The organism is Variovorax sp. J2L1-78, assembly GCF_030317205.1.
Taxonomy (GTDB): Bacteria; Pseudomonadota; Gammaproteobacteria; order Burkholderiales; family Burkholderiaceae_C; genus Variovorax; species Variovorax arabinosiphilus.
The window spans coordinates 255,455-278,839 of record NZ_JASZYB010000004.1; the positions used below are offsets into that span (position 1 = coordinate 255,455).

Here is a 23,385-nt window from a genome sequence, read left to right on the forward strand (position 1 = left end):
TCAGGGTGTCGTCGAAGGCGGCAGGCGACCGAGCTCGCGGCGGATGCCGGCGATGTCGCTTTCGTTGCGGGCGATTTCCGCCTTCATTTCACTCACGCGGTCCAGGTACTTCTGGTAGTTGCGCGCTTCGCCGCCCTGCTTCTCGGGCTCGCCGTTGTTGTAGTCCTTCAGCAGCTCGGCCTGGCGGGCTTCGGCCTTCCGGAGTTCGGCCTGCAGCACCGAGCGCGCCTCGCCGTCGCGCGCGCGCTGGTCGGCGCCCTCGACGCGCGGGCTGCCGGCCGGGGCACGTGCGGCGCTGCCGCCCGCGCCGCTGCCACCACCCCCTGGACGCGGCGTCTGGACGACCGTGACGTTGCCCCGTTCCATCACCTTGCAGCCGCGCTTCTGCGCGTCGGCCGCATTGTTGGTGTATTCGTTGCCGCAGCGCCAGACGCGCTCCTGCGCCTGTACCGACAGCACGGTCAACGGGGCGATGAGCAACAAGACGAGTGAGGAGGTCTTCATGGTCCTGGGAGGAGATGTACGCAGACAGCGGATTCTCATGCAATTCGAGCGGCGTTCCGGCGCGCCGTTCCCCACCAAAGAAAAAGGACGGCCGGAGCCGTCCTTTTCGCGCATTGTGTCGAAGGCCCGAAGGCCTCCGATCACAGCGAGTAGTACATGTCGAATTCGACCGGGTGCGTCGCCATGCGGAAGCGCGTGACTTCCTGCATCTTGAGGTCGATGTACGCGTCGATGTACGCGTCGGTGAACACGCCGCCCTTGGTCAGGAACGCACGGTCCTTGTCGAGGTATTCCAGGGCCTGGTCGAGGCTGTGGCACACGGTCGGGATCAGCGCGTCTTCTTCCGGCGGCAGGTGGTAGAGGTCCTTCGTCGCGGCTTCGCCCGGATCGATCTTGTTCTCGACGCCGTCGAGGCCGGCCATCAGCAGCGCAGCGAAACCGAGGTACGGGTTCATCAGCGGATCGGGGAAGCGCGCTTCGACGCGGCGGCCCTTGGGGTTGGCCACGAACGGAATGCGGATCGAGGCCGAGCGGTTCTTGGCCGAGTAGGCCAGCTTCACCGGGGCTTCGAAGCCAGGCACCAGGCGCTTGTAGCTGTTGGTGCCGGGGTTCGTGATGGCGTTCAGGGCACGGGCGTGCTTGATGATGCCGCCGATGTAATGCAGCGCGAATTCCGACAGGCCGGCGTAGCCGTCACCGGCGAACAGGTTCTTGCCGTCCTTCCAGACCGACTGGTGCACGTGCATGCCGGAGCCGTTGTCGCCGACGATGGGCTTGGGCATGAAGGTGGCGGTCTTGCCGTAGGCGTGGGCCACGTTGTGGATCACGTACTTCTGCAGCTGGACCCAGTCGGCGCGCTGGATCAGCGTGCTGAACTTGGTGCCCAGTTCCATCTGGCCGGCGTTGGCCACTTCGTGGTGATGCACTTCGACCGGGATGCCCAGGGCTTCGAGCACCAGGCACATTTCCGAACGCATGTCCTGGAAGCTGTCGACCGGGGGCACCGGGAAGTAGCCGCCCTTGACGGCCGGACGGTGGCCCGTGTTGCCGTGCTCGTATTCCTTGTCGGTGTTCCACGAGGCTTCTTCGGAGTCGATCTTGACGAAGCAGCCCGACATGTCGTTCTTCCAGCGCACGCCGTCGAACACGAAGAATTCGGGTTCCGGTCCGAAGTAGGCGGTGTCGCCCAGGCCGGAAGCCTTCATGTACGCCTCGGCGCGCTTGGCCAGCGAACGCGGATCGCGCTCGTAGGCCTTGCCGTCGGCCGGGTCGATCACGTCGCAGGTCAGGATCAGCGTCGTCTCTTCGAAGAAGGGGTCGATGTTGGCGGTGTTCGGGTCGGGCATGAGTTGCATGTCCGAGGCTTCGATGCCCTTCCAGCCGGCGATGGAAGAACCGTCGAAGGCGTGACCGTCGGTGAACTTGCCTTCGTCGAAAGCAGACACCGGCACGGTCACGTGCTGTTCTTTACCGCGGGTGTCGGTGAAGCGGAAGTCGACGAACTTGACCTCGTTTTCCTTGACGAGCTTCAGTACATCGGCGACGGTCTTTGCCATCAGTTTCTCCTGGTTGGATGAGTGGTTGGAAATACAACGGTGAGGGAATGCAGTTTCTGTGCCATTGGCAGGCCCGGGACCGAGGGCCCCATCATCCTGCCAAATCCCCAAAAAAAGGCGGAAACAATCTATTTTGGTGCGCGACAGATCAACGCACCAATTCGGGTCCCAGGCGCGCATTGAAGGTGTGCAACCCGGCGATCAGCTGCGCATAGGCGGCGTCCAGGAGGGCCGGCGCCCCCTTGACGCCGAGTTCGATATGGCGCCCATATTCGGGGTGATCCACGCTGGGAAGGCTGAACACCTTGACGCCGGCGTGCGTCGCCTCGATGGCTTCCATCAACGGGGTGAGGGTCGCCTCCATGGCACCGAAAACGATCACCGACTTCTCGCTTGACTGCCCCTGGCTGAACAGCTCGGCATAGCGGCTGTCGAGCACGGATTCGATCATCGGCCAAGCCATCACCGGGAAGCCCGGCACGAAGTGCACATGGTCGACGCTGAAGCCGGGGATCTTGTTGTAGGGGTTGCGGATGATCTCGGCGCCCTCGGGGAACACGCCCATGTTGAGCCGGTGCACGTTGTCGGGGCGATCGGGCTCGTAGGCCACGCCCTGCTCGCGCGCCGTGTCCTGCATGCGCTCCCGGATGAGCACTTCGGCCTCCGGATGCAGCACCAGCGATCGTCGCAGCGCCTTGGCTGCGCATTGCCGCGTGTGGTCGTCGGGCGTGGCGCCGATGCCGCCGGTCGAGAACACGATGTCGCCCGAGGCGAAGGCCCGCGTCAATGCCGCCGTGATGCGCGTCGGCACGTCGCCCACGTACTCGGCCCAGCCCAGCTGCAGGCCGCGCGCCGCGAGCAGTTCGATGACTTTGGGCATGTGCTTGTCGAGGCGCTTGCCGGACAGGATTTCGTCGCCAACGACGATCAGGCCGAATGCACGGGTCATGGGGACTCCGGGGAAGAAATGACGAGGGGCGCCGGCGCCTCCGCGCGCTGCAGGCGCAGTTGCCCGAGCGCGTCGAGGCAATAGTGCGCGAACCAGAGCGCCGAGAAGGCGAAGACCAGCGTGTAGATCCAGATGGCCAGCGGCACCAGCACGAAGAAGGCCGCCGCGAACAGCAGGCCCGAGGCCCAGACGATGCTCGGGGCCGCGCCCAGGTAGCCGCACAGCACGCCGATGGCCAGCAGGGGCAGGCGGTGCTGGCGCAGCACGGCGGCGCGCTCTTCGGCATCGGCATGCTCGGCCAGCGCATCGAAACTCATCACGCGGTAGGTGAGCCAGCCCCAGATCAGCGGCGGCAACACCAGCACCAACGGGGGAATCAGCCAGAGCGGCATCGATGCCACGATGGCGACCAGCGCCAGCAAGGTGAGTCCGAGCGATCGCAGTACGCTGCCGGCGAAAGAGGCGCCCTTCTTCTTCGCGAGCGCGGGAAAGCGTCGCTCGGCGACGAGTTGCGTCAGCGCGGGCGACATCAGCCCGGCGACGACGATCAAGGACACCAGCACGATCACCGGCGTCGCGGCGAACACCACCACCAGCGGCGCGAGCAACGCCGGCACGTCGCTGGAGAACAGGCCGCCGATCCAGGACCAGAAGCTCGCCAGCAGCGGCCACGCATCGAGCGCCTGGCGCATCCAGGCCACGCTCGGCGCCCAGTAGAAGTAGCCGAAGCCCGCCGCCAGCACGACGATCACGAGCAGCGGCAGCAGCGACAGCACGATCACCCGGGGACGCATGCAGTAGGCGGCGGCTCGCCAGAAGGAATCGAGAAGAAGGCGCATGGGGTGCCGAGGATAACGCCGCGCCGTGAACGTCCCGCGAAGCGGGCGGACGAAGACCTCAGCCCCGCCCGACCATCCGGCACAGCCCGCGCCATTGCTGCGACCAGAAGCCGCGCCCGTAGTCGCGCACGCGGCCCTGCGCGTCGGGTTCCACCTGGTCGCGGATGCCGGTGGGGTCGTAGCGCGGCTCGAAATTCACCGTCCGGAAAAGCATGTCCCACCACGGCAGCAGCACGCCGAAGTTGTGTCCCCCCAGAGTCGACGGTCCGGCGGACTCGTGCCCGATGCCGATCGCATGGTGGACCCGATGGAAGCGCGGGCTGACCCACAGCCGCTCGCCGAGGGCGCCGAAGCCGGCGCGCAGGTTCGCATGCTGCAGGCTTTCGCTGAGCTGTGTGAACGCGACGATGGCGATGAACTGCCCCGGCGCAACGCCGATGAGCTGCGCAACGACGACGATGATCGTGTCGTGGATGACGTCGTCGAGCAGGTGGTTGCGGTTGTCGCTCCACATCGTCATCTGGCGCTGCGAATGGTGCAGCGAATGCAGCCCCCACCACCACGTGAAGCGGTGCTGCCCGCGGTGGATCAGGTACTCGACGAAATCGAGCACCACCAGGTAAATGGCGAACGCGATCCAGGGCACGTCGGTCACGCCCGGCCACAGCTCGTCCAGATGCAGCGTGCCCCAGCCGGCGCCGCGCAGCAGGCCCAGCCCGTCGTCGAACAGCGGCTGCAGCAGGAAGAACATGCCCAGGCGGAAGAGGCCGAGCCGGTGGATCAGCGTGTAGAGCACGTCGGTGCGGATCGCGCGCCGGTCGACCACCGGTTCGGCCGGCCGCCAGCGCTGCAGCGGGCCGATCACCGCCAGCAGCACCGCGATCTGGATCAGCCCGACCAGCAGCCAACCGGTGGCGTCGAAGGCGTCTTCGACGTAACCGCCCAGGCCGATGCCGTAGACCAGCGGCTGCACGACGGCCTCGAACAGCCACTGCTGGCAGTTCGCGAAAAGATCGGTGAACCATTCCATCGCCGCGCCGCCTCGGTGTTCAGGGGTGCGCCGCGATCCAGGCGCGGTAGGCGGGATGCGCCCGCAGCGTCTCGAAGCAGAAGCCCTTGGCCTTCAGGCCGACGATCAGCGGCTCGAGCACGGCGGGTGCCCACGGATCCTTGCGCGACCAGATGCCCAGGTGGGCCAGCAGGATGTCGCCCGGCTGGATCCGGTCGAGCGCCTGCTGCAGCAGCTTGTCGTTGGGAAAGGTCTCGCTCGGCAGTTCGTCGCCCAGGAAACCTGCGGGTGCCCAGCCGACATGCTCGAAGCCGCAGGTCTTGGCGGCCGCAAGCAGCTTGGGCGAGGTCTTGCCGCCCGGCGCGCGGAACAGCGGCAGCGGCTTCTTTCCGGTGATGTGACCGATGCGGTCGCTGGCCTTCTGGATGTTCTCGCAGTACTTGGCGGCGCTCCAGGTGAACTCGCGGCCGGCCAGGCCGCCGGCCGACGGACGCACACGGAATTGCGGCTCGATGCCCTTCACGTCACCGCGCCAGTAGACATGGTCGTAGGTGTGCGAGGCGAACTCATGGCCCTCGGCCGCCCTCGCCTTCCACCACGGGGCCCATTGGTTGTCCAGGCTGTCGCCATCGGTCAAGGTGCGTTCGGCCGCACCGAAGAAGGTCACCCGCACGTCCTGGCGCTTGAGCACCTCGGCGATCAGCGGCGCGACGCCCATGTGACCGGTGTCGAAGGTCAGGTACAGGGGCTTGTCGCACCTCGCCTGCGCCACCGCGCTGCCCGCGACGCAGAAGGCAAGCAACCCCGCGACGAGGCGGCGGCGCACCGGCCGGTCAGCGCTTGGCATGGTCCAAGGTCCACACGCCATGCGGCGAGCGCCCGACGTTCACCTGGCGCACCACCTTGCGGCTGGCCAGATCGATCACGCTGAGCTTCTTGGCCCAGCGCGAGGTGACGTAGAGCGTCTTGCCGTCGGCCGACAAGTCCATGCAATCCGGACCGCCCGGCACCGGATAGCTCTCGATCACCTGCAGGGTCTTGAGGTCGATCCGGCTGATGGTGTTGGCCACGCGGTTGCTGACGAACACGCTCTGCCCGTCGCCCGCCGAGCGGAACGCATGCGCGCCCTTGCCGGTCGGGATTTTGCCGACCGCCTTGGGCTGCGGGCCGGCCACATCGAACACCTGCACGCCATCGCTGCCGGTCAGGCCGACCAGCAGGGTGCGGTCGCCGTGGATGCCGAAGATGTCGGCCGGCATCGGACCGGTGGCGGTGCGCCAGCGGATGGTCTGGGTGGCCAGGTCGACGGCGATGAGCTCGTCGCTGTCCTGCATGGTCACGTAGGCCACCGTGCTGGTCGCGTCGATCCAGATGTGGCTCGGCGTCTTGCCGGTGGCGATGCGCTTGGCCAGCGTCAGGTCCTTGCCGTCCCAGCGGTAGATGTCGACATGGTTCAGGCGGTTGGCCGCGGTCACGAACCACTTCATGTCGCGCGAGAACTGCAGCTGGTACGGGTCGATGATGCCGTAGACCACGCGCTGGACGTCGCCTGTGCGCGGGTTCAGGAAGGTGAGCGAATCGCCGGCGGAGTTGGCGACGATCACCGAGCGCTCGTCCGGCGTCATGTAGATGTGGTGCGGCTCCTTGCCGGTCGCGATGCGGCTCTTTTCCGTCCAGGTGGCCGGGTCGACCACGCTGACGGTGGCGTCGAGCGAATTGAGGACGAAGAGCGGCGGCGGTTCGGCAGCCAGGGCGGGTACGGCGTGCAGGGCGCAGGCGAAGAAAAAGGCCGCGAGGCGACCGTGGGCGGTGGCAAGAAATCGCAAGGGGAAACTTCCGGGACAGCAGGTCGAACCATAACGTGCAAGCCTTAGCGGCGGCTGACCGTTCGCGTGCGACGCATGCGAATTTGCCTGCAAAACCACAGGTCAGCGTGCGCTGCGCAACGCCTCGACCTCGGTGGCGCTGAGCCAGCGCCACTGGCCGGGCGCCAGGTCCGCCGGCAGCACCAGCGCGCCGATCTGCGACCGGTGCAGCGCCTCGACCCGGTTGCCGACCGCCGCCACCATGCGCTTGACCTGGTGGTACTTGCCCTCGGTCAACGTGAGCCGCAGGTGCAGCGGCCCCACCGCTTCGCAGGCGGCGGCGCGCACCGGCTTCGGATCGTCGTCCAGCACCACGCCGGCCAGCAGCTTCTGCACCTGGGCGTCGTCCAGCGGATGCTTGACCGTCACCTCGTAGACCTTGGGCACATGGTGCTTGGGCGAGCCCATGCGGTGGATGAACTGGCCGTCGTCGGTCAGCAGCAGCAGGCCGGTCGTGTCCTGGTCGAGCCGGCCGATGGCCTGCACGCCCTGCACCGCGCCCTTGTTGGGCCGCAGGCGCAGGGGCGACGGCAGCAGCGTGTAGATGCTGGGCCAGGTCGACGGCTTCTGGGAGCACTCGGTGCCGGCCGGCTTGTGCAGCAGCACATAGGCCTTCTCGTGGTATTCCCAGGCCGTGCCCTGCACGGTGAAGCGCAGGCCGTCGACGACCGCCACGTCCGTACCGGGGTCCGTGACGGCCACCCCGTCGATCGTCACGAAGCCCTGCTGCGAGAGGCCGGCGCAGACGCGGCGCGTGCCGAAGCCCTGGGTATAGAGAATGTCCTGGAGTTGCATCGATGGGTCCGGCGGCCGGCTCGGCAGCCGCCGGTAAAGCGTGGGTTCAGTAGCCGAGCGCGAGCCCGGTGTTGCGCCGCGGATCGTTCGCGCCGTAGAAGCGATTGTTGCCCACCGGCTTGCCGCCCAGCGACGGCGCGCCGACGATGATGGCCGCCAGGTGGTTCGCCGGCTGCGGCACGCCGAGGTTGTGGCCCATGTCGGTCAGGATCTTTCGGGCGTCGGGGCCGATCGCGAACGTCTCGACGTTGGTCACGTCGGGCAACCACTGCTGGTGGAAACGCGGTGCGTCGACGGCTTCCTGCACGTTCATCCCGTAGTCGACCACGTTCAGGATCGTGTGCAGCACCGCCGTGATGATGCGGCTGCCGCCTGGCGTGCCGACGACGAAGACTGGCTTGCCGTCCTTGCTCACGATGGTCGGGCTCATCGAGCTCAACGGCCGCTTGCCGGGCGCGATGGCATTGGCCTCGCCCTGCACCAGGCCGTAGAGGTTCGGCACGCCGACCTTCGCGGTGAAGTCGTCCATCTCGTTGTTGAGCAGCACGCCCGTCTTGGCGGCCGTGACCTTGGCGCCGAACCAGTCGTTGAGGGTGTAGGTGACGGACACCGCGTTGCCCCACCGGTCGGTGATCGAATAGTGCGTGGTGTTGCTGCCCTCGTGCGGCGCGACGCCCGGCTTGATGTCCTTCGACACGCCCGCTTTGGCCGGGTCGATCACGCCGCGGATCTTCTCGGCATAGCCCTTGTCCAGCAGGCGGTCGAGCGGGTTCTTCACGAAGTCCGGGTCGCCCAGGTAGCTGTTTCGGTCGACGTAGGCATGGCGCATGGCTTCGATCTGGTAGTGCACCGCCTGCGCGGACCGGAAGCCCAGGTCCTTCAGCGGGTAGCCCTCCAGGATGTTGAGCATCTCGCAGATGATCACGCCGCCCGAGCTCGGCGGCGGCGCGGACACGACCCGATAGCCCCGGTAATCGCATTCGACCGGCGCCAGTTCGCGCGTGCTGTACTGGTCCAGGTCGGCCTGCGTGATGAGGCCCTTGCCGGCCTGGCTGGACGCGACGATCGCCTGGCCCACCCAGCCCTTGTAGAAGCCGTCGGTGCCTTTCTGGCTGATGGCGCGCAGCGTCTTGGCCAGGTCCTTCTGCACCAGCTTCTGGCCGACGGCGAAAGGCTCGCCCTTGTTCAAGAAGATGGCGCCCGACACGCCGTCCTTCCTGAAGTCGCTGGTCGCCGTTTGGAGCATGTCGATGTCGCCTTGCTCCAGCGCGAAGCCTTTCTCGGCCAGCGCGATGGACGGGGCGATGAGCGCCGCGCGCTGCATCGTGCCGTACTTCGTGCGCGCGTATTCCATGCCCGACACGGTGCCCGGCACGCCGACGGCGAGATGGCCGTGGGTGCTCAGCCCCTTGATGACGTTGCCGTCCTTGTCGAGGTACATGTTCGCCGTGGCGCCGAGCGGGGCCTTCTCACGGAAGTCGAGGAAGGTCTTGCGGCCATCGGCCAGCTGCACCGTCATGAAACCACCGCCGCCGAGGTTGCCCGCGGCCGGGTACACGACGGCCAGTGCATAGCCCACGGCGACGGCCGCATCGATGGCGTTGCCGCCGCGCTGGAGCACGTCGACGCCGACCCGGGTCGCGAGGTGCTGTGCACTCACCACCATGCCGTTCTGCGCCGCCACCGGCGCCTGTGACGCCGCCTGCGCGGTGGGCCATGCGGCCGTCGCCAGCACGGCGGCCGCCACCGACCAACGCGTGGTCCAGTGAATCATCTTCATGGTGTTGTCTCCTGGTGAAATGGTCGATGCTGCACCGGCCCTCGGCCGACCCGCAAGCCCTTGCGCGGCTGATCATGCAACGCAGGCGCAGCGGAGCCACCCTCGGGATCGACGCGCCCCCCGTGCTCCGCGCTTGAGAAACGGGTAAACCCGAATGCCAGCAGCTCCGACTGCTTTGACAATCAGTGTACTGATCGACTCTGATCAAATCCATTTCACCCGCACAAGGAGCCTCACGATGTTCCCCAAGAATGCCTGGTACGTCGCCTGCACGAGCGATGAGATCAGCGACAAGCCGCTGGGCCGCAAGGTCTGCAACGAGTCGATCGTCTTCTACCGCGGTGCGGACGGCCGCGTCGCCGCGCTGGAAGACTTTTGCCCCCACCGCGGCGCGCCGCTGTCGCTCGGGCGCGTGGTCGACGGCAAGCTCGTCTGCGGCTACCACGGCCTCGAAATGGGTTGCGACGGCAAGACGGTGGCGATGCCCGGCCAGCGCGTGCGCGGCTTCCCGCCGATTCGCAGCTTCCCGCTGATCGAGCGCTACGGCTTCGTCTGGATCTGGCCCGGCGACGCCGAGCAGGCCGACGCCGCGAAGCTGCCTCACCTCGCCTGGGCCGAGAGCAGCGAGTGGGCCTATGGCGGCGGCCTGTATCACATCCAGTGCGACTACCGCCTGATGATCGACAACCTGATGGACCTCACGCACGAGACCTACGTGCACGCGAGCAGCATCGGCCAGAAGGAGATCGACGAGACCCCGGTCGCAACACGCGTCGAGGGCGACGAGGTCATCACCAGCCGCATGATGGAGAACATCTCCGCCCCGCCGTTCTGGCGCATGGCCCTGCGCGGCAACGGCCTGGCCGACGACGTGCCGGTGGACCGGTGGCAGATCTGCCGCTTCACGCCACCGAGCCATGTGCTGATCGAGGTCGGCGTGGCGCATGCCGGCAAGGGGGGCTATTCGGCCGACGCGGCCCACAAGGCATCGAGCATCGTCGTCGACTTCATCACGCCGGAGACCGACACCTCGATCTGGTACTTCTGGGGCATGGCGCGCAACTTCCGGCCCGAAGACAAGGCGTTGACCGAGAGCATTCGCGAAGGCCAGGGCCAGATCTTCAGCGAAGACCTGCAGATGCTGGAGCAGCAGCAGCGCAACCTGCTGGCGCATCCCGCGCGGGCGTTGCTCAAGCTCAACATCGATGCGGGTGGCGTGCAGTCGCGCCGCGTGATCGAACGGCTCATCGCGCAGGAGCAGGCGACGACGCCGGTCGCTTCGGCCGCTGCATGAATCGGACACCGTGACACCCATGACCGACACCTCGGAATTCACCGTGCGCGTCGCGCGCAAGACGCCGGAAGCGATCGACATCTGCACCTTCGAACTCGTTCGCACCGATGGCCAGGGCCTGCCGGCGTTCTCGGCCGGATCGCACATCGACGTGCACCTGCCCTCGGGCCTGACGCGGCAGTATTCGCTGTGCAACGACGCCACCGAAAATCACCGCTACCTGATCGGTGTGCTGCGCGACCCGGCCTCGCGCGGGGGCTCGCGCGCCATGCACGACGAGATCGAGGAAGGCATGACGCTGCGCATCAGCGCGCCGAAGAACCACTTCCCGATCGCCAGCGACGCCTCGCACAGCCTCCTTCTCGCGGGCGGGATCGGCGTGACGCCCATCCTCTGCATGGCCGAACGCATGGCCGCCATCGGTCACCCGTTCGAGATGCACTACTGCACCCGATCGCCCGAGCGCACCGCCTTTCGCCAGCGCATCGCCGATGCAGCCTTCGCCCCGCAGGTCACGCTCCATTTCGACGACGGCGCGGCCGAACAGAAGCTGGCCATCGAGCCGATCCTGCGCGCCATGCCCGACCAGACGCACCTGTATGTATGCGGCCCCAAGGGGTTCATGGACTGGGTGTTGGCCAGCGCCCGCGCCGCGGGCTGGCCCGAGACGCGGTTGCACTTCGAATTCTTCGGCGCGAGCATCGCACCGTTGGCCACGGATGGCGCTTTCGATGTCCAGATCGCCAGTTCGGGCCGCGTGATCCACATCCCTGCCGATCGTACGGTCGTGCAGGCCCTCGGCGATGCGGGCGTGGAGGTGCAGGTGTCGTGCGAGCAGGGCGTGTGCGGAACCTGCCTCACGCGCGTGCTCCAGGGCGAGCCCGATCACAAGGACCTGTATCTCACGCCCGAAGAGCAGGCGGCCAACGACCAGTTCACCCCGTGCTGCTCGCGTGCGCGCTCGACGCTGCTGGTGCTGGACCTGTAGCGCACAGGCCAGGACCACCACCATCGCCGTGCCGGCGTGGCCGTGGGAGAGAATCGCTCGGCTTCTTCTTCGCCATCGCCGGTCCATTGCGCATGCCACATCCGCCGCACGATCCCTCCCTCATCGACCTCCACGACCAGCCGGGCCATCTGATCCGGCGTGCGCACCAGATCTCAGTTTCGGTGTTCCTGGACGTCGTGGGCCGCGAGGTCACGCCGATCCAGTACGCCGTGCTGAAGGTGCTTGGCGAGAAGCCGGGCATCGATCAGCTCACCCTCGCCCAGGAGGTGGCCATCGACACCTCGTCGTGCGCCGACATCGCGGCGCGGCTGGAAGCCAAGGGATGGATTTCACGCAGCGTGGGCGTGCGGGGACGGCGGCGTCTCGAGTTGACGACGGCAGGCGAGGCGCTGCTCGACAGCCTGAAGTCGCCCATCCAGACCTTGCAGGCCACGCTGCTCCATGGCCTCAGCGCCCAGGAGAGCGCGGACCTGCTGAACCTGTTGCGCAAGTTCGTCGGTCACAACAACGAGCGAAGCCGGGCACCCCTGCGCCGTGGCGCATCGAAGGCGATCGTCGGCACGGCGCCGAAATGAAAAAAGGCCAAGTCGTTCATCGAACAACCTGGCCTTTCGAAAATGGTGGAGCTGGGGGGATTTGAACCCCCGTCCGCAAGCCTTCTTCGCACAGATCTACATGTTTAGCGGTCTGATTTGGATCTCGCTTCCGGAGTCGCGCAGTCGCACGCTAAACCGGACGCCAGTGCCCTATTTTCTCGTCCCGACCCAAGGCACCCGGATCGAAACCAGCCCATGTAATTATCCTTGCAGCCGGGAGGTGTCAGATTGCTCCTTCACCCCCTTGCCCAGCCCATCGGCCAACTGTTGCAAGGCTCACTGGCAATTAAGCAGCGAGTGCGAAACGTTCGTCGTTTGCAGTTAGTTTGTTTGAATCTGTTTTACGAGCGCATTCAGCTCGACATGCACCGCTGCGATTCCGAACCCACGTCGAAACCAGTGCAGCCCCAAGCGACTTATTTTAGGCCGTATTCAGCCATTGCAAGAGCGCCGCAGGAGAATCAATCGCGCCATCGGCCCGCCACAGCGCCGCGTCCGCCGTGGCCCCCATGTAACCGTAGGTCGCCGCGACGGTCCGCATGCCGGCGGCGCGTCCCGCGATGATGTCGCGCTCGTCATCACCGACGTAGACGCAGCGTGCCGGGTCGAGTTCGAGGCGGCGGGCCGCCTCGAACAGCGGTTCGGGATGCGGCTTGGAAAACGGCGTGGTGTCGCCGCTGACCACGGCACCGGCGCTCGAGAACACGTCGATCGATCGCACCAGCGGCTCCGTGAAGCGCTTCGATTTGTTGGTCACGATGCCCCACGCGAGCTGCTGGGTCTGCAGCGACCCGATCAACTCGGCCACACCCTCGAAGACATGCGTGTTCAGCAGCATGCGCGCTTCGTAGTTGCGAAAGAACTCTTCGCGCAGCGCGGCGAAGTCCGGCATGTCGGGCGTGATGCCGAAGGCGACGCCGAGCATGCCGCGTGCGCCAGCACCGGCCATGGGCCGGTACTGCGCCAGCGGCAAGGAGGGCAAGCCCCGATCGACACGCATCTTGTCGGCCGCCGCGCCCAGCTCGGGTGCACTGTCGACCAAGGTGCCGTCGAGATCGAACAGCACCGCGTGGATGGAAGAGACTGCCATCAGCCGGGCTTCCGGGTCGCGAACATGTAGTTGACACTGGTGTCTGCGCTCAGCCAGTAGCGGCGGGTCAGCGGGTTGTGTTCGAGGCCGCGCGTGTGGAGCAAGTCGAGGTCGGCGGCGCGGCAGTAGGCGGCAAGTTCGCTGGGCCGGATCAGCTTCTGGTACTCGTGGGTCCCGCGGGGCAGCATGCCGAGCACGTACTCCGCCCCGACGATGGCCAGCAGGAAGGCCTTGGCGTTCCGGTTGATGGTCGAGAAGAACACCCAGCCGCCCGGCTTGACCAGGTCGGCGCAGGCCTTGACGACCGACGCAGGCTGGGGCACGTGTTCGAGCATTTCCATGCAGGTGACCACGTCGAAGCTGGCCGGCTGTTCGGCCGCCAGCGCCTCGACGCTGACCTTGCGGTACTTCACGTTCGGTGTCGAGGCCTCGAGCGCATGCAGTTGCGCCACCTTCAACGCCTTGTCCGCCAGGTCGATGCCCAGGACGTCTGCCCCCTTGCGCGCCATGGAGTCCGCCAGGATGCCGCCTCCGCACCCGACATCGAGGGCGCGCAGTCCCGCCAAGGGCACCAGGCCGTCGATCCACTCCAGGCGGAGCGGATTGATTTCATGCAGGGGCCTGAATTCGCTGTCGAGGTCCCACCAGCGGTGGGCCAGCTCGGAAAACTTGGCGAGTTCCGCCGGGTCGGCATTCACGTGTTCTGTCATGGAAGTCATTATCGAAGAGCCCATAAAAAAACCCCGCCGAAGCGGGGTTCTTGTCGAAGATTCTTACGAATCAACGGTTGGCGCGGGTACCAACAACTTCGATTTCCACGCGGCGGTTCTTGGCGCGGCCTTCGGCGGTCTTGTTGTCCGCCACAGGTTGCTTCTCGCCCTTGCCTTCGGTGTAGACGCGATTGCGTTCGATACCCTTGGTCACCAGGTAAGCCTTGACGGCTTCTGCACGGCGAACCGACAGGCGCTGGTTGTAGGCGTCCGAACCGACCGAGTCGGTGTGACCGACGGCGATGATGACTTCGAGGTTCACGTCACGGATCTTCGACACGAGGTCGTCGAGCTTGGCGCGGCCTTCAGGCTTCAGAACCGACTTGTCGAAGTCGAAGAAAGCGTCAGCGGCGAAGGTGACCTTCGAAGCAGCGGGCGGTGCCGGCGGCGCGACCGGAGCAACCGGCGTGCTCGGCGTGGCGACCGTCGCGGGTGCGGCGGGAACCAGGGCGCCATCGCAACCCTTGGCAGCCGTTGCAGGCGTCCAGTTGGCATCGCGCCAGCACAGTTCGTTCGTGCCGTTCTTCCAGACGAGTTCGCCGGTGCCGTTTTGCCAGTTGTCAATGACGGGACCGCCATTTGCTGCGGTGACACGGGTCTGCGCGCCGGCGGCAGTGGCGAGCGCAGCGACTGCAAACATCATCGCCACTTTATTCAGTTTCTTCATGGTTCTCCTCTTGGGGAAAAAGCCGCAGCCGCGCTGCGAATCAAGGACGCTTTAAGTGACCACCACCCAAAACGTTGAGGCGATTGTGCCATAGGGTCTTTGGCAAACAGCCCGCTACAGGTGCACGAAGCGTAGGACGGCGGCGGAATACGGCGCTTGTGTTGCTGCGGTACGACACCGCCGGGGGCGTAAAATTTCGCTCCTTGCTGTCTGCCTGCTACCCATGACCTCGTTCGCCAAAGAAACACTTCCCATCAGCCTCGAAGAGGAAATGCGTCGCAGCTATCTCGACTACGCCATGAGCGTGATCGTCGGTCGCGCACTGCCCGACGCTCGAGACGGCCTGAAGCCGGTGCATCGCCGCGTGCTCTTCGCGATGCACGAACTGAACAACGACTGGAACCGACCGTACAAGAAGTCGGCACGTATCGTCGGCGACGTCATCGGCAAGTACCACCCGCACGGCGACCAGTCGGTGTACGACACGATCGTGCGGCTGGCGCAGAACTTCTCGATGCGCCACATGCTGGTCGATGGCCAGGGCAATTTCGGCTCGGTCGACGGCGATATGGCGGCGGCGATGCGCTATACCGAAATTCGGCTATCGAAAATCGCGCACGAAATGCTGGGCGATATCGACAAGGAAACCGTCGACTTTCAGGACAATTACGACGGCTCGGAAAAAGAACCGGCCGTGCTGCCCAGCAAATTGCCGAATTTGCTGGTCAATGGCTCCGGCGGTATCGCCGTGGGCATGGCCACCAATATCCCGCCGCACAACCTGAACGAGGTGGTCGACGCCTGCCTGCACCTGTTGCGGTCCCCGGACGCCAGCATCGACGAGCTGATGGAGATCATCCCGGCGCCCGACTTCCCCACCGCCGGCATCATCTACGGCATCAACGGCATCAAGGACGGCTACCGCACCGGCCGCGGCAAGGTGGTGATGCGCGCCAAGTGCCACTTCGAGGACATCGACCGCGGCCAGCGCCAGGCGATCATCGTCGACGAGCTCCCCTACCAGGTCAACAAGAAGACGCTGCAGGAGCGCATGGCCGAGCTGGTGCACGAGAAGAAGATCGAGGGCATCAGCCACATCCAGGACGAGTCCGACAAGTCGGGCATGCGCCTGGTGATCGAACTCAAGCGCGGCGAAGTGCCGGAGGTGGTGCTCAACAACCTGTACAAGCAGACCCAGCTGCAGGACACCTTCGGCATCAACATGGTGGCGCTGATCGACGGCCAACCGAAGCTGTGCAACCTGAAGGACCTGATCCAGGTCTTCCTGCAACACCGGCGCGAAGTCGTCACCCGCCGCACCGTGTTCACGCTGCGCAAGGCGCGCGAACGCGGCCACGTGCTCGAAGGCCTGGCCGTGGCGCTGGCCAACATCGACGACTTCATCGCGATCATCCGCAATGCGCCGACACCGCCGGTGGCCAAGGCCGAGCTGATGAGCAAGCCCTGGGACAGCAAGCTGGTGCGCGAGATGCTGACCCGCACCCGTGCCGATGGCGGCGTCGTCAATGCCGACGACTACCGACCCGATGGCCTGGAAAAGGAATTCGGCATGGGCGGCGACGGGCTCTATCGCCTGTCGGAGACGCAGGCCCAGGAAATCCTGCAGATGCGCCTGCAACGCCTGACCGGCCTCGAGCAGGACAAGATCGTCGCCGAGTACAAAGAGGTGATGGCCGAGATCGACGACCTGCTCGACATCCTGGCCCGGCCGGAGCGCGTGTCGACCATCATCGGCGACGAACTCACCGTCATCAAGCAGGAGTTCGGCCAGACCAAGCTGGGCGCGCGCCGCAGCCAGGTCGAGCACAGTGCGTTCGACCTGTCGACCGAAGACCTGATCACACCGACCGACATGGTCGTCACGCTGTCGCACAGCGGTTACATCAAGAGCCAGCCGCTGGGCGAATACCGGGCACAGAAACGCGGCGGGCGCGGCAAGCAGGCCACGGCGACCAAGGAAGACGACTGGATCGACCAGCTCTTCATCGCCAACACGCACGACTACATCCTGTGCTTCTCCAACCGGGGCCGGCTCTACTGGCTCAAGGTATGGGAAGTCCCCGCGGGCTCGCGCGGCTCGCGTGGGCGGCCGATCGTCAACATGTTCCCGCTGCAGGAAGGCGAGAAGATCAACGTCGTGCTGGCGCTCACGGGCGACAAGCGCACCTTCCCGTCCGACCAGTACATCTTCATGGCGACCTCGATGGGCACGGTCAAGAAGACCGCGCTCGACGAGTTCAACAACCCGCGCAAGGGCGGCATCATCGCGGTCAACCTCGACGACGGCGACTACCTCATCGGCGCGGCGCTGACCGACGGCAAGCACGACGTGATGCTGTTCAGCGACGGTGGCAAGGCGGTGCGCTTCGACGAGGAAGACGTCCGGCCGCTGGGCCGCAATGCCCGCGGCGTGCGCGGCATGTCACTGGACCCGGGCCAGGGCGTCATCGCCATGCTGGTGGCCGAAGACGAGCAGCAGAGCGTCCTGACTGCGACCGAAAACGGTTACGGAAAGCGCACAAGCATTACCGAGTACACCCGGCACGGCCGGGGAACCAAAGGCATGATTGCCATTCAACAGAGTGAGCGCAACGGCAAGGTCGTCGCAGCGACCCTCGTGCATGCCGACGACGAGATCATGCTGATCACCGACAAGGGGGTGCTGGTGCGCACCCGGGTCGCCGAAATTCGTGAACTCGGTCGGGCCACCCAGGGCGTCACGCTCATCGGCCTCGATGAAGGCGCCAAACTCAGCGGACTGCAGCGCATCGTCGAAAACGATGCCAACGTCGAACCCGACGCCGGCAGCGACGACACTTCCACATCTTCAACGGAGAATCCTCAGTGAAAAATTTCAAGCTTGCGGTCCTGACGGTCGCACTGGCAACCAGTTCGCTCGCCATGGCTCAAGACAAGGCCGCGCTCGTCAAGCAGCTGCTCGACGTCCAGCGTCCGGCCGTCGAGGGCATGGCGCGCCTGCTGGTCAACGACTCGGTAGCCCCCATCCTCCAGGCCGGCAGCGAATACCTGCAGACCCAGGTGCCGGCCGAGAAGCGTGAAGCGCTCGGCAAAGCCGCCGAAGCCGAGGTCCAGAAGTACGTCCAGGAAGCCTTCCCGATCGTGCGCGACAAGGCCATCCAGCTGGCGCCGACCACCGTCGGCCCGCTGCTGGAGCAGAACTTCAATGAAGACGAGCTGAAGCAGCTCGTCGCCTGGCTCAGCTCGCCGCTGAACAAGAAGTTCTCGGACCTGAACCCGCAGCTGGGCAATGCGCTGACCCAGAAGCTGGTGGCCGATGTGCGTCCCACGATCGACCCCAAGCTCCAGGCCCTCAACGTGAGCGTGGCCAAGGCCCTGGGCGCTCCGACCAATGGCCAGCCGCCTGCGGCACAGCAACCGGCCAAGCCAGCGGCCAAAGCGCCCGCCAAGAAGTGACGGACGCGGCGGTGGGCGCCCGCCCGTACAACTTCTCCGCCGGCCCCGCGGCCATGCCCGAAGCCGTGCTCCGGCGCGCGGCCGCCGAAATGCTCGACTGGCATGGCAGCGGCATGGGCGTGATGGAGATGAGCCACCGCGGCAAGGAGTTCGGCGCCATCGCCACCAAGGCCGAAGCCGACCTGCGCACGCTGCTCGCCATTCCCGCCAACTTCCACATCCTGTTCATGCAGGGTGGCGGCCTGGGCGAGAACGCCATCGTGCCGATGAACCTGTCGCGCGGCACCATCGCCGACTTCGTCATCACCGGCAGCTGGAGCATCAAGTCGCAGAAGGAAGCGCAACGTTACTGCGATGCGCGCATCGTCGCGAGCAACGCCGACGGCAAGCACACGCGGCTGCCGGATCCGTCGACCTGGCAGCTGACGCCCGGCGCCTCGTACGTGCACCTGTGCACCAACGAAACCATCAACGGCCTCGAATTCCAGGAACTGCCCGATCTGGCGGCCCTCGGCAGCGACGCGCCGCTGGTGATCGACTTCTCCTCCCACGTGGCGTCGCGCGCCGTGGACTGGCGCCGTGTCGGCCTGGCCTTCGGCGGCGCGCAGAAGAACCTCGGCCCCGCTGGCCTGACCATCGTGGTGGTGCGCGACGACCTCCTGGGCCGCGCCCTCGAGATCTGCCCGAGCGCCTTCAACTACAAGACGGTCGCCGACAACCAGTCGATGTACAACACGCCGCCGACCTGGGGCATCTATGTGGCCGGCCTGACCTTCGACTGGCTGCTGCAGCAGCGCGAAGGCGAGCTGACCGGCGTGGCGGCCATGGAGCAGCGCAACATCGCCAAGGCGGCGCTGCTCTACGGCTTCATCGACGGCTCGGCCTTCTACGAGAACCGGATCGACCCGGCCTGCCGTTCGCGGATGAACGTCCCGTTCTTCCTGCGCGACGAGCGCCGCAACGACGCCTTCCTGGCGGGCGCGCGGGACGCTGGACTGCTGCAGCTCAAGGGCCACAAGTCCGTGGGCGGCATGCGCGCCAGCATCTACAACGCCATGCCGATCGAGGGGGTTCAGGCGCTGGTGGCCTACATGCGAGAATTCGAGCGGTCGCAGGCCTGAGGCCCGCCCGTTTTTTTCTCGCACGATGTCCCAGACCCCCTCCTCGCCCGCGGCGCCCGAAAGTTCCGCCAGCCTCGCCGATCTGCGCGTGCAGATCGACGCACTCGACCAGCGCCTGCTCGACCTGCTGAACCAGCGCGCGCACGTCGCCGAACAGGTCGGCGAAGTCAAGAAACGCGAAGGCACGCCCTTCTTCCGCCCCGACCGCGTGGCGCAGGTGATCGAGAAGATGCAGGGCAGCAACCCCGGCCCGCTCAAGAGCCTGCACGTCGCCGCCATCTGGCGCGAGATCATGTCGGCCTGCCTGGCGCTCGAATCGCCCCAACGGGTCGCGGTGCTGGGCCCCGAAGGCACCTTCTGCGAAGCCGCGGCCGTCGAGTATTTCGGCGGTGCGGCCGACCTGGTCTATTGCGCCAGCTTCGATGAAGTCTTCCACGCCACCGCGGCCGGCAGCGCCCAGTACGGCGTGGTGGGCGTCGAGAACTCGACCGAAGGCGTCGTCACCCGGTCGCTCGACCTCTTCCTGCATTCCCCGACCCACGTGGTGGGCGAGGTGAGCCTGCTGGTTCGCCACCACCTGCTGCGCAAGGAGAACGCACTGGGCGGCATCGAGGCCGTGCTGGCCCACCCGCAGGCGCTGGCCCAGTGCCAGACCTGGCTGTCCAAGCACCTGCCCCACGCCGAACGCCGCGCCGTCTCGAGCAATGCCGAAGGCGCCCGCCTTGCCGCCGAGAACCCGGCGTGGGCCGCGCTGGCGGGTGAACGCGCCGCCACCCGTTTCGGGTTGCACATCGTCGCGCACGCCGTCCAGGACGACTCGTACAACCGCACCCGCTTCGCGATCATCTGCCTGCCGCAGACGCTGGCGATGCCGCCGGCCTCGGGCCGTGATTGCACCAGCCTCGTGGTGTCGGTGCCGAACCGGCCTGGCGCCGTGCACGACCTGCTGATGCCGCTGAAGGCCAACAAGGTGTCGATGACGCGCTTCGAATCGCGCCCGGCCCGCACCGGCCAGTGGGAGTACTACTTCTACATCGACCTGGACGGCCACCCGTCGCAGCCCAACGTGGCCGCGGCGCTGGAGGAACTGCGCGGCCTGTGCGCCTTCTACAAGGTGCTGGGCGCCTACCCGGTCACCTCCTGAGGCTCGCGCATGTTCGAGCAACTCGGTCTGATCGGCTGCGGCCTCATGGGCGGTTCGTTTGCGCTGGCGCTCAAACGCGCCAAGCTGGTCAAGCGCGTCGTCGGCTACAGCAAGTCGCCCTCCACCACGGAACGTGCGCGCCAGCTCGGCGTGATCGACGTGGCAGCGCCCTCGGCGCTGCTGGCCGTCTCCGGCGCCGACCTGGTGCTGGTCGCCGTGCCGGTGGCGGCTTCGGAGGCGACCTTCAAGGCGATCCGCCATGGTGTGTCGTCCGACACGCTGGTGATGGACGTCGGCTCCACCAAGGGCGACGTGATCGAAGCGGCCCGCCGCGGCCTGCAGACGCAGTTCGCCAGCTTCGTGCCGGCCCATCCGATCGCCGGCAAGGAGGTCGCGGGCGTGGAGCACGCCGAAGCCTCGCTGTTCGACGGCCGGCAGGTGATCCTGACCCCGACCAAGACCACGCTGCGCTCCAATGTGCAGCGTGCCACGCAACTCTGGACCGCCGTCGGCGCCCAGGTGCTGACCATGACGCCGCAGGAGCACGACAGCGCCTTCGCCGCCGTGAGCCACCTGCCGCACCTGCTGGCCTTCGCCTTCATCAACGGCATCGCCGAACAGCCCGACGGCGCACGCATGCTCGAGCGCGGTGGCACCGGCTTTCGCGACTTCAGCCGCATCGCCGCCAGCGACCCCGCTGTGTGGCGCGACATCCTGCTGGCCAACCGCGAACAGGTGCTGCTCCAATCGCAGGCCTTTCGCAAGACGCTGATGCAGTTCGAGGCGCTGCTCGCCGCCGGCGATGCGCAGGCCCTCGAGGAAGCGATCGAGGCGGCGCGCCGCACCCGCTCGCAGTGGCGCGGCTGACCCCATGTTCTCGACCGCCTTTCTCGACCTCCCCCCTTTCGTGGCCGCCGCGGGCACCGTGCGCCTGCCGGGTTCCAAGAGCATTTCCAACCGCGTGCTGTTGCTGGCCGCGCTGGCCGAGGGCACGACCACCGTCCACGACCTGCTGGACTCCGACGACACCCGCGTCATGCTCGACGCGTTGCGCGCCCTGGGCTGCGGCGTCGAGTTGACGACGGGCAGCACGGTTCGCATCCACGGACTGAACGGCCAGCTGCACACGCCGCAGGCCACGCTGTTCCTCGGCAATGCCGGCACCGCGATGCGCCCGCTGACCGCGGCGCTGTCACTGCTGGGTGGCGACTTCGAACTCAGCGGCGTGCCCCGCATGCACGAGCGCCCGATCGGCGACCTGGTCGACGCGCTCACGCAGCTCGGCTGCCAGATCGACTACCTCGGCAACCCGGGCTACCCGCCGCTGCGCATCCACCCCGTCGCGCCCGCTCACCTGACGCTCGACGCGCCGATCCGCGTGCGCGGCGACGTGTCGAGCCAGTTCCTGACGGCCTTGCTGCTGGCGCTGCCGCTGGTGGCCGTGCGCGACATCACCATCGACGTCGTCGGCGAGCTGATCTCCAAGCCCTACATCGAGATCACGCTGAACCTGCTGGCGCGCTTCGGCATCGTCGTGCAGCGGGACGGCTGGCAGCGCTTCACGATCCCGGCGGGCAGCCGCTACCGCTCGCCGGGCGAGATCCATGTCGAAGCCGATGCCTCGTCGGCCAGCTATTTCATCGCGCTCGGCGCCCTGGCGGCCTCCGGCGGCGCACTGCGCATCGAGGGCGTGGGGGCGGAGTCGATCCAGGGCGACATCCGCTTCATCGAGGCCGCGCGCCAGATGGGCGCCCACGTGGAGAGCGGCCCCAATTGGCTGCAGGTCGCGCGCGGCGCCTGGCCGCTGAAGGCCATCGACCTCGACGCTAACCACATCCCCGATGCGGCCATGACGCTGGCCGTGATGGCGCTCCATGCCGACGGCCCCAGCACGCTGCGCAACATCGCCAGCTGGCGCGTGAAGGAAACCGACCGCATCGATGCGATGGCCGCCGAGCTGCGCAAGCTCGGCGCCATGGTCGAGGACGGGCCTGATTTCATCCGGGTGCATCCGCTCGCCGCCGCCGACTGGCGCGCCGCCCGCATCAAGACCTACGACGACCACCGCGTGGCGATGTGTTTTTCGCTCGCTGCCTTCAACCCGGCCGGCCTGCCGGTGCGCATCCTCGACCCGCACTGTGTCGCCAAGACCTTTCCGGACTACTTCGAGACGCTGTTCACCGTCATCGACGTGCCCGAGGTCCCGGTCATCTGCATCGACGGGCCGACCGCGTCCGGCAAGGGCACGCTGGCGGTCGAGGTGGCCCACGAGCTGGGTTACCACTACCTCGATTCCGGATCGCTCTACCGCGTGACCGGCCTCGCCACCCGCCGCAAGGGGCTGGAGCCCGAGCCAGCGTACGAGGCCGAGATCGCCGCGCTGGCCGAGACGCTGCCCCTGCAGTTCGTCAAGGGCAAGGTGCTGCTGGACGGCGAGGACGTGAGCGACGCCATCCGCACCGAGGCCGCCGGCATGGATGCCTCGCGCGTCTCGGCCCTGCCCGCCGTGCGCGCGGCCCTGCTGGCGCTGCAGAAGCGCTTTCGCCGCCTGCCGGGCCTGGTCGCCGACGGCCGCGACATGGGCACCGTGATCTTCCCGGAAGCCCGCCTGAAGGTCTTCCTGACGGCCAGCGCCGCCCAGCGCGCCGAACGGCGGCATAAGCAGTTGATTTCAAAGGGGATTTCGACTACACTCGACAGTCTTCGCGCCGACCTGGAAGCTCGCGATGCCCGGGATTCTTCCCGCAGCGTCGCCCCTCTGAAACCAGCGCAAGACGCCCGCCGCCTGGACAACTCCCAACTCTCGATCGCGCAATCGGTCGAGCAGGTGTTGAACTGGTGGCAGGAAACACAACCTTTCAAGTCTTCTTGATCGGTGTTTCAGTCCGGCAGGCCCCCGCCGCGCGACAGCGCATCGGCTTGCCGGTTTTAGTAACCCAAC

Annotated in this window: 21 protein-coding genes and 1 other RNA gene; 9 read left to right on the forward strand and 13 right to left on the reverse strand. The window is 66.6% G+C overall.

Annotation, left to right across the window (positions count from 1 at the left end; genetic code table 11):
* The 9 genes from QTH86_RS23900 to ggt form a co-directional block, all read right to left on the reverse strand.
* Nucleotides 1-504, reverse strand: coding sequence for a hypothetical protein (locus QTH86_RS23900; protein ID WP_286648663.1), 504 nt, complete (start codon nucleotides 502-504; stop codon nucleotides 1-3).
* Nucleotides 505-644: 140 nt separating this feature from the next.
* Nucleotides 645-2,060, reverse strand: a complete 1,416-nt coding sequence (gene glnA / locus QTH86_RS23905; protein ID WP_286648664.1) for a type I glutamate--ammonia ligase — start codon at nucleotides 2,058-2,060, stop codon at nucleotides 645-647.
* Between the two features lie 148 nt (nucleotides 2,061-2,208).
* A complete protein-coding gene (locus QTH86_RS23910) occupies nucleotides 2,209-3,009 on the reverse strand; it encodes a competence/damage-inducible protein A (RefSeq protein ID WP_286648665.1) in 801 nt (266 codons plus the stop codon).
* Complete coding sequence (locus QTH86_RS23915; protein ID WP_286648666.1) at nucleotides 3,006-3,848, reverse strand: EI24 domain-containing protein; 843 nt, start codon at nucleotides 3,846-3,848, stop codon at nucleotides 3,006-3,008. Before QTH86_RS23915 ends, QTH86_RS23910 begins: the two co-directional genes overlap by 4 nt.
* A 58-nt stretch (nucleotides 3,849-3,906) precedes the next feature.
* Nucleotides 3,907-4,878 (reverse strand): sterol desaturase family protein, encoded by a 972-nt coding sequence (locus QTH86_RS23920; RefSeq protein WP_286648667.1) that lies wholly within the window; start codon nucleotides 4,876-4,878, stop codon nucleotides 3,907-3,909.
* A gap of 19 nt (nucleotides 4,879-4,897) precedes the next feature.
* Complete coding sequence (locus tag QTH86_RS23925; protein WP_286648668.1) at nucleotides 4,898-5,704, reverse strand: polysaccharide deacetylase family protein; 807 nt, start codon at nucleotides 5,702-5,704, stop codon at nucleotides 4,898-4,900.
* Complete coding sequence (locus QTH86_RS23930; RefSeq protein ID WP_286648669.1) at nucleotides 5,691-6,683, reverse strand: YncE family protein; 993 nt, start codon at nucleotides 6,681-6,683, stop codon at nucleotides 5,691-5,693. The genes QTH86_RS23925 and QTH86_RS23930 overlap by 14 nt, the downstream gene beginning before the upstream one ends.
* 102 nt (nucleotides 6,684-6,785) lie before the next feature.
* Nucleotides 6,786-7,517, reverse strand: coding sequence for a pseudouridine synthase (locus tag QTH86_RS23935; RefSeq protein ID WP_286648670.1), 732 nt, complete (start codon nucleotides 7,515-7,517; stop codon nucleotides 6,786-6,788).
* 46 nt (nucleotides 7,518-7,563) lie between these two features.
* Nucleotides 7,564-9,297, reverse strand: a complete 1,734-nt coding sequence (gene ggt / locus QTH86_RS23940) for a gamma-glutamyltransferase (RefSeq protein ID WP_286648671.1) — start codon at nucleotides 9,295-9,297, stop codon at nucleotides 7,564-7,566.
* 238 nt (nucleotides 9,298-9,535) lie between these two features.
* Here ggt and QTH86_RS23945 point away from each other — a divergent pair, with 238 nt between their 5' ends.
* The 3 genes from QTH86_RS23945 to QTH86_RS23955 all read left to right on the forward strand — a co-directional run bounded on the left by QTH86_RS23945 (nucleotide 9,536) and on the right by QTH86_RS23955 (nucleotide 12,175).
* A complete protein-coding gene (locus QTH86_RS23945; protein ID WP_286648672.1) occupies nucleotides 9,536-10,591 on the forward strand; it encodes an aromatic ring-hydroxylating dioxygenase subunit alpha in 1,056 nt (351 codons plus the stop codon).
* A gap of 19 nt (nucleotides 10,592-10,610) precedes the next feature.
* A complete protein-coding gene (locus QTH86_RS23950) occupies nucleotides 10,611-11,579 on the forward strand; it encodes a PDR/VanB family oxidoreductase (protein ID WP_286648673.1) in 969 nt (322 codons plus the stop codon).
* A gap of 92 nt (nucleotides 11,580-11,671) precedes the next feature.
* Nucleotides 11,672-12,175, forward strand: coding sequence for a MarR family winged helix-turn-helix transcriptional regulator (locus tag QTH86_RS23955; RefSeq protein ID WP_286648674.1), 504 nt, complete (start codon nucleotides 11,672-11,674; stop codon nucleotides 12,173-12,175).
* 43 nt (nucleotides 12,176-12,218) lie between these two features.
* Here the strand turns inward: QTH86_RS23955 and ssrA are convergent.
* The 4 genes from ssrA to ompA form a co-directional block, all read right to left on the reverse strand.
* Nucleotides 12,219-12,605: a transfer-messenger RNA gene (gene ssrA / locus QTH86_RS23960) on the reverse strand.
* Between the two features lie 12 nt (nucleotides 12,606-12,617).
* Entirely contained in the window at nucleotides 12,618-13,286 is a 669-nt protein-coding gene (gph, locus tag QTH86_RS23965) for a phosphoglycolate phosphatase (protein ID WP_286648675.1), read from the reverse strand.
* Nucleotides 13,286-13,996: a bifunctional 2-polyprenyl-6-hydroxyphenol methylase/3-demethylubiquinol 3-O-methyltransferase UbiG gene (ubiG, locus tag QTH86_RS23970; protein WP_286648676.1), complete on the reverse strand. Its 711-nt coding sequence runs from the start codon at nucleotides 13,994-13,996 to the stop codon at nucleotides 13,286-13,288. Before ubiG ends, gph begins: the two co-directional genes overlap by 1 nt.
* 70 nt (nucleotides 13,997-14,066) lie before the next feature.
* Nucleotides 14,067-14,723 carry an outer membrane protein OmpA gene (gene ompA / locus QTH86_RS23975; RefSeq protein WP_286648677.1) on the reverse strand — a complete coding sequence of 219 codons (657 nt, stop codon included), beginning with the start codon at nucleotides 14,721-14,723 and terminating at the stop codon, nucleotides 14,067-14,069.
* 223 nt (nucleotides 14,724-14,946) lie between these two features.
* On the opposite strand from ompA, the gene gyrA reads away from it, so the two are divergent.
* Genes gyrA through QTH86_RS24005 form a run of 6 tightly spaced genes read left to right on the forward strand, consistent with a single transcriptional unit; the run spans nucleotide 14,947 to nucleotide 23,316 of the window.
* Nucleotides 14,947-17,592, forward strand: a complete 2,646-nt coding sequence (gene gyrA / locus QTH86_RS23980; protein ID WP_286648678.1) for a DNA gyrase subunit A — start codon at nucleotides 14,947-14,949, stop codon at nucleotides 17,590-17,592.
* Entirely contained in the window at nucleotides 17,589-18,179 is a 591-nt protein-coding gene (locus QTH86_RS23985; RefSeq protein WP_286648679.1) for a DUF2059 domain-containing protein, read from the forward strand. The genes gyrA and QTH86_RS23985 overlap by 4 nt, the downstream gene beginning before the upstream one ends.
* Before the next feature lie 53 nt (nucleotides 18,180-18,232).
* Complete coding sequence (serC, locus tag QTH86_RS23990; RefSeq protein ID WP_286649116.1) at nucleotides 18,233-19,300, forward strand: 3-phosphoserine/phosphohydroxythreonine transaminase; 1,068 nt, start codon at nucleotides 18,233-18,235, stop codon at nucleotides 19,298-19,300.
* A 25-nt stretch (nucleotides 19,301-19,325) separates the two neighbouring features.
* Nucleotides 19,326-20,444 carry a prephenate dehydratase gene (gene pheA / locus QTH86_RS23995; RefSeq protein ID WP_286648680.1) on the forward strand — a complete coding sequence of 373 codons (1,119 nt, stop codon included), beginning with the start codon at nucleotides 19,326-19,328 and terminating at the stop codon, nucleotides 20,442-20,444.
* A gap of 9 nt (nucleotides 20,445-20,453) precedes the next feature.
* Nucleotides 20,454-21,311 (forward strand): prephenate dehydrogenase, encoded by an 858-nt coding sequence (locus QTH86_RS24000; protein ID WP_286648681.1) that lies wholly within the window; start codon nucleotides 20,454-20,456, stop codon nucleotides 21,309-21,311.
* A gap of 4 nt (nucleotides 21,312-21,315) precedes the next feature.
* A complete protein-coding gene (locus QTH86_RS24005; RefSeq protein WP_286648682.1) occupies nucleotides 21,316-23,316 on the forward strand; it encodes a bifunctional 3-phosphoshikimate 1-carboxyvinyltransferase/cytidylate kinase in 2,001 nt (666 codons plus the stop codon).
* The last annotated feature ends 69 nt before the right edge of the window (nucleotides 23,317-23,385 follow it).

Bases quoted from the DNA above. Each gene is read 5' to 3' on its own strand.
- QTH86_RS23900 (WP_286648663.1), bottom strand. From the start codon at position 504: ATGAAGACCTCCTCACTCGTCTTGTTGCTCATCGCCCCGTTGACCGTG.
- ubiG (WP_286648676.1), bottom strand. From the start codon at position 13,996: ATGACAGAACACGTGAATGCCGACCCGGCGGAACTCGCCAAGTTTTCC.
- QTH86_RS24000 (WP_286648681.1), top strand. From the start codon at position 20,454: ATGTTCGAGCAACTCGGTCTGATCGGCTGCGGCCTCATGGGCGGTTCG.
- QTH86_RS23925 (WP_286648668.1), bottom strand. From the start codon at position 5,704: ATGCCAAGCGCTGACCGGCCGGTGCGCCGCCGCCTCGTCGCGGGGTTG.
- QTH86_RS23910 (WP_286648665.1), bottom strand. From the start codon at position 3,009: ATGACCCGTGCATTCGGCCTGATCGTCGTTGGCGACGAAATCCTGTCC.
- QTH86_RS23945 (WP_286648672.1), top strand. From the start codon at position 9,536: ATGTTCCCCAAGAATGCCTGGTACGTCGCCTGCACGAGCGATGAGATC.
- pheA (WP_286648680.1), top strand. From the start codon at position 19,326: ATGTCCCAGACCCCCTCCTCGCCCGCGGCGCCCGAAAGTTCCGCCAGC.
- QTH86_RS24005 (WP_286648682.1), top strand. From the start codon at position 21,316: ATGTTCTCGACCGCCTTTCTCGACCTCCCCCCTTTCGTGGCCGCCGCG.
- gph (WP_286648675.1), bottom strand. From the start codon at position 13,286: ATGGCAGTCTCTTCCATCCACGCGGTGCTGTTCGATCTCGACGGCACC.
- ggt (WP_286648671.1), bottom strand. From the start codon at position 9,297: ATGAAGATGATTCACTGGACCACGCGTTGGTCGGTGGCGGCCGCCGTG.
- ompA (WP_286648677.1), bottom strand. From the start codon at position 14,723: ATGAAGAAACTGAATAAAGTGGCGATGATGTTTGCAGTCGCTGCGCTC.
- QTH86_RS23915 (WP_286648666.1), bottom strand. From the start codon at position 3,848: ATGCGCCTTCTTCTCGATTCCTTCTGGCGAGCCGCCGCCTACTGCATG.
- QTH86_RS23950 (WP_286648673.1), top strand. From the start codon at position 10,611: ATGACCGACACCTCGGAATTCACCGTGCGCGTCGCGCGCAAGACGCCG.
- serC (WP_286649116.1), top strand. From the start codon at position 18,233: ATGCCCGAAGCCGTGCTCCGGCGCGCGGCCGCCGAAATGCTCGACTGG.
- QTH86_RS23955 (WP_286648674.1), top strand. From the start codon at position 11,672: ATGCCACATCCGCCGCACGATCCCTCCCTCATCGACCTCCACGACCAG.
- QTH86_RS23920 (WP_286648667.1), bottom strand. From the start codon at position 4,878: ATGGAATGGTTCACCGATCTTTTCGCGAACTGCCAGCAGTGGCTGTTC.
- glnA (WP_286648664.1), bottom strand. From the start codon at position 2,060: ATGGCAAAGACCGTCGCCGATGTACTGAAGCTCGTCAAGGAAAACGAG.
- gyrA (WP_286648678.1), top strand. From the start codon at position 14,947: ATGACCTCGTTCGCCAAAGAAACACTTCCCATCAGCCTCGAAGAGGAA.
- QTH86_RS23935 (WP_286648670.1), bottom strand. From the start codon at position 7,517: ATGCAACTCCAGGACATTCTCTATACCCAGGGCTTCGGCACGCGCCGC.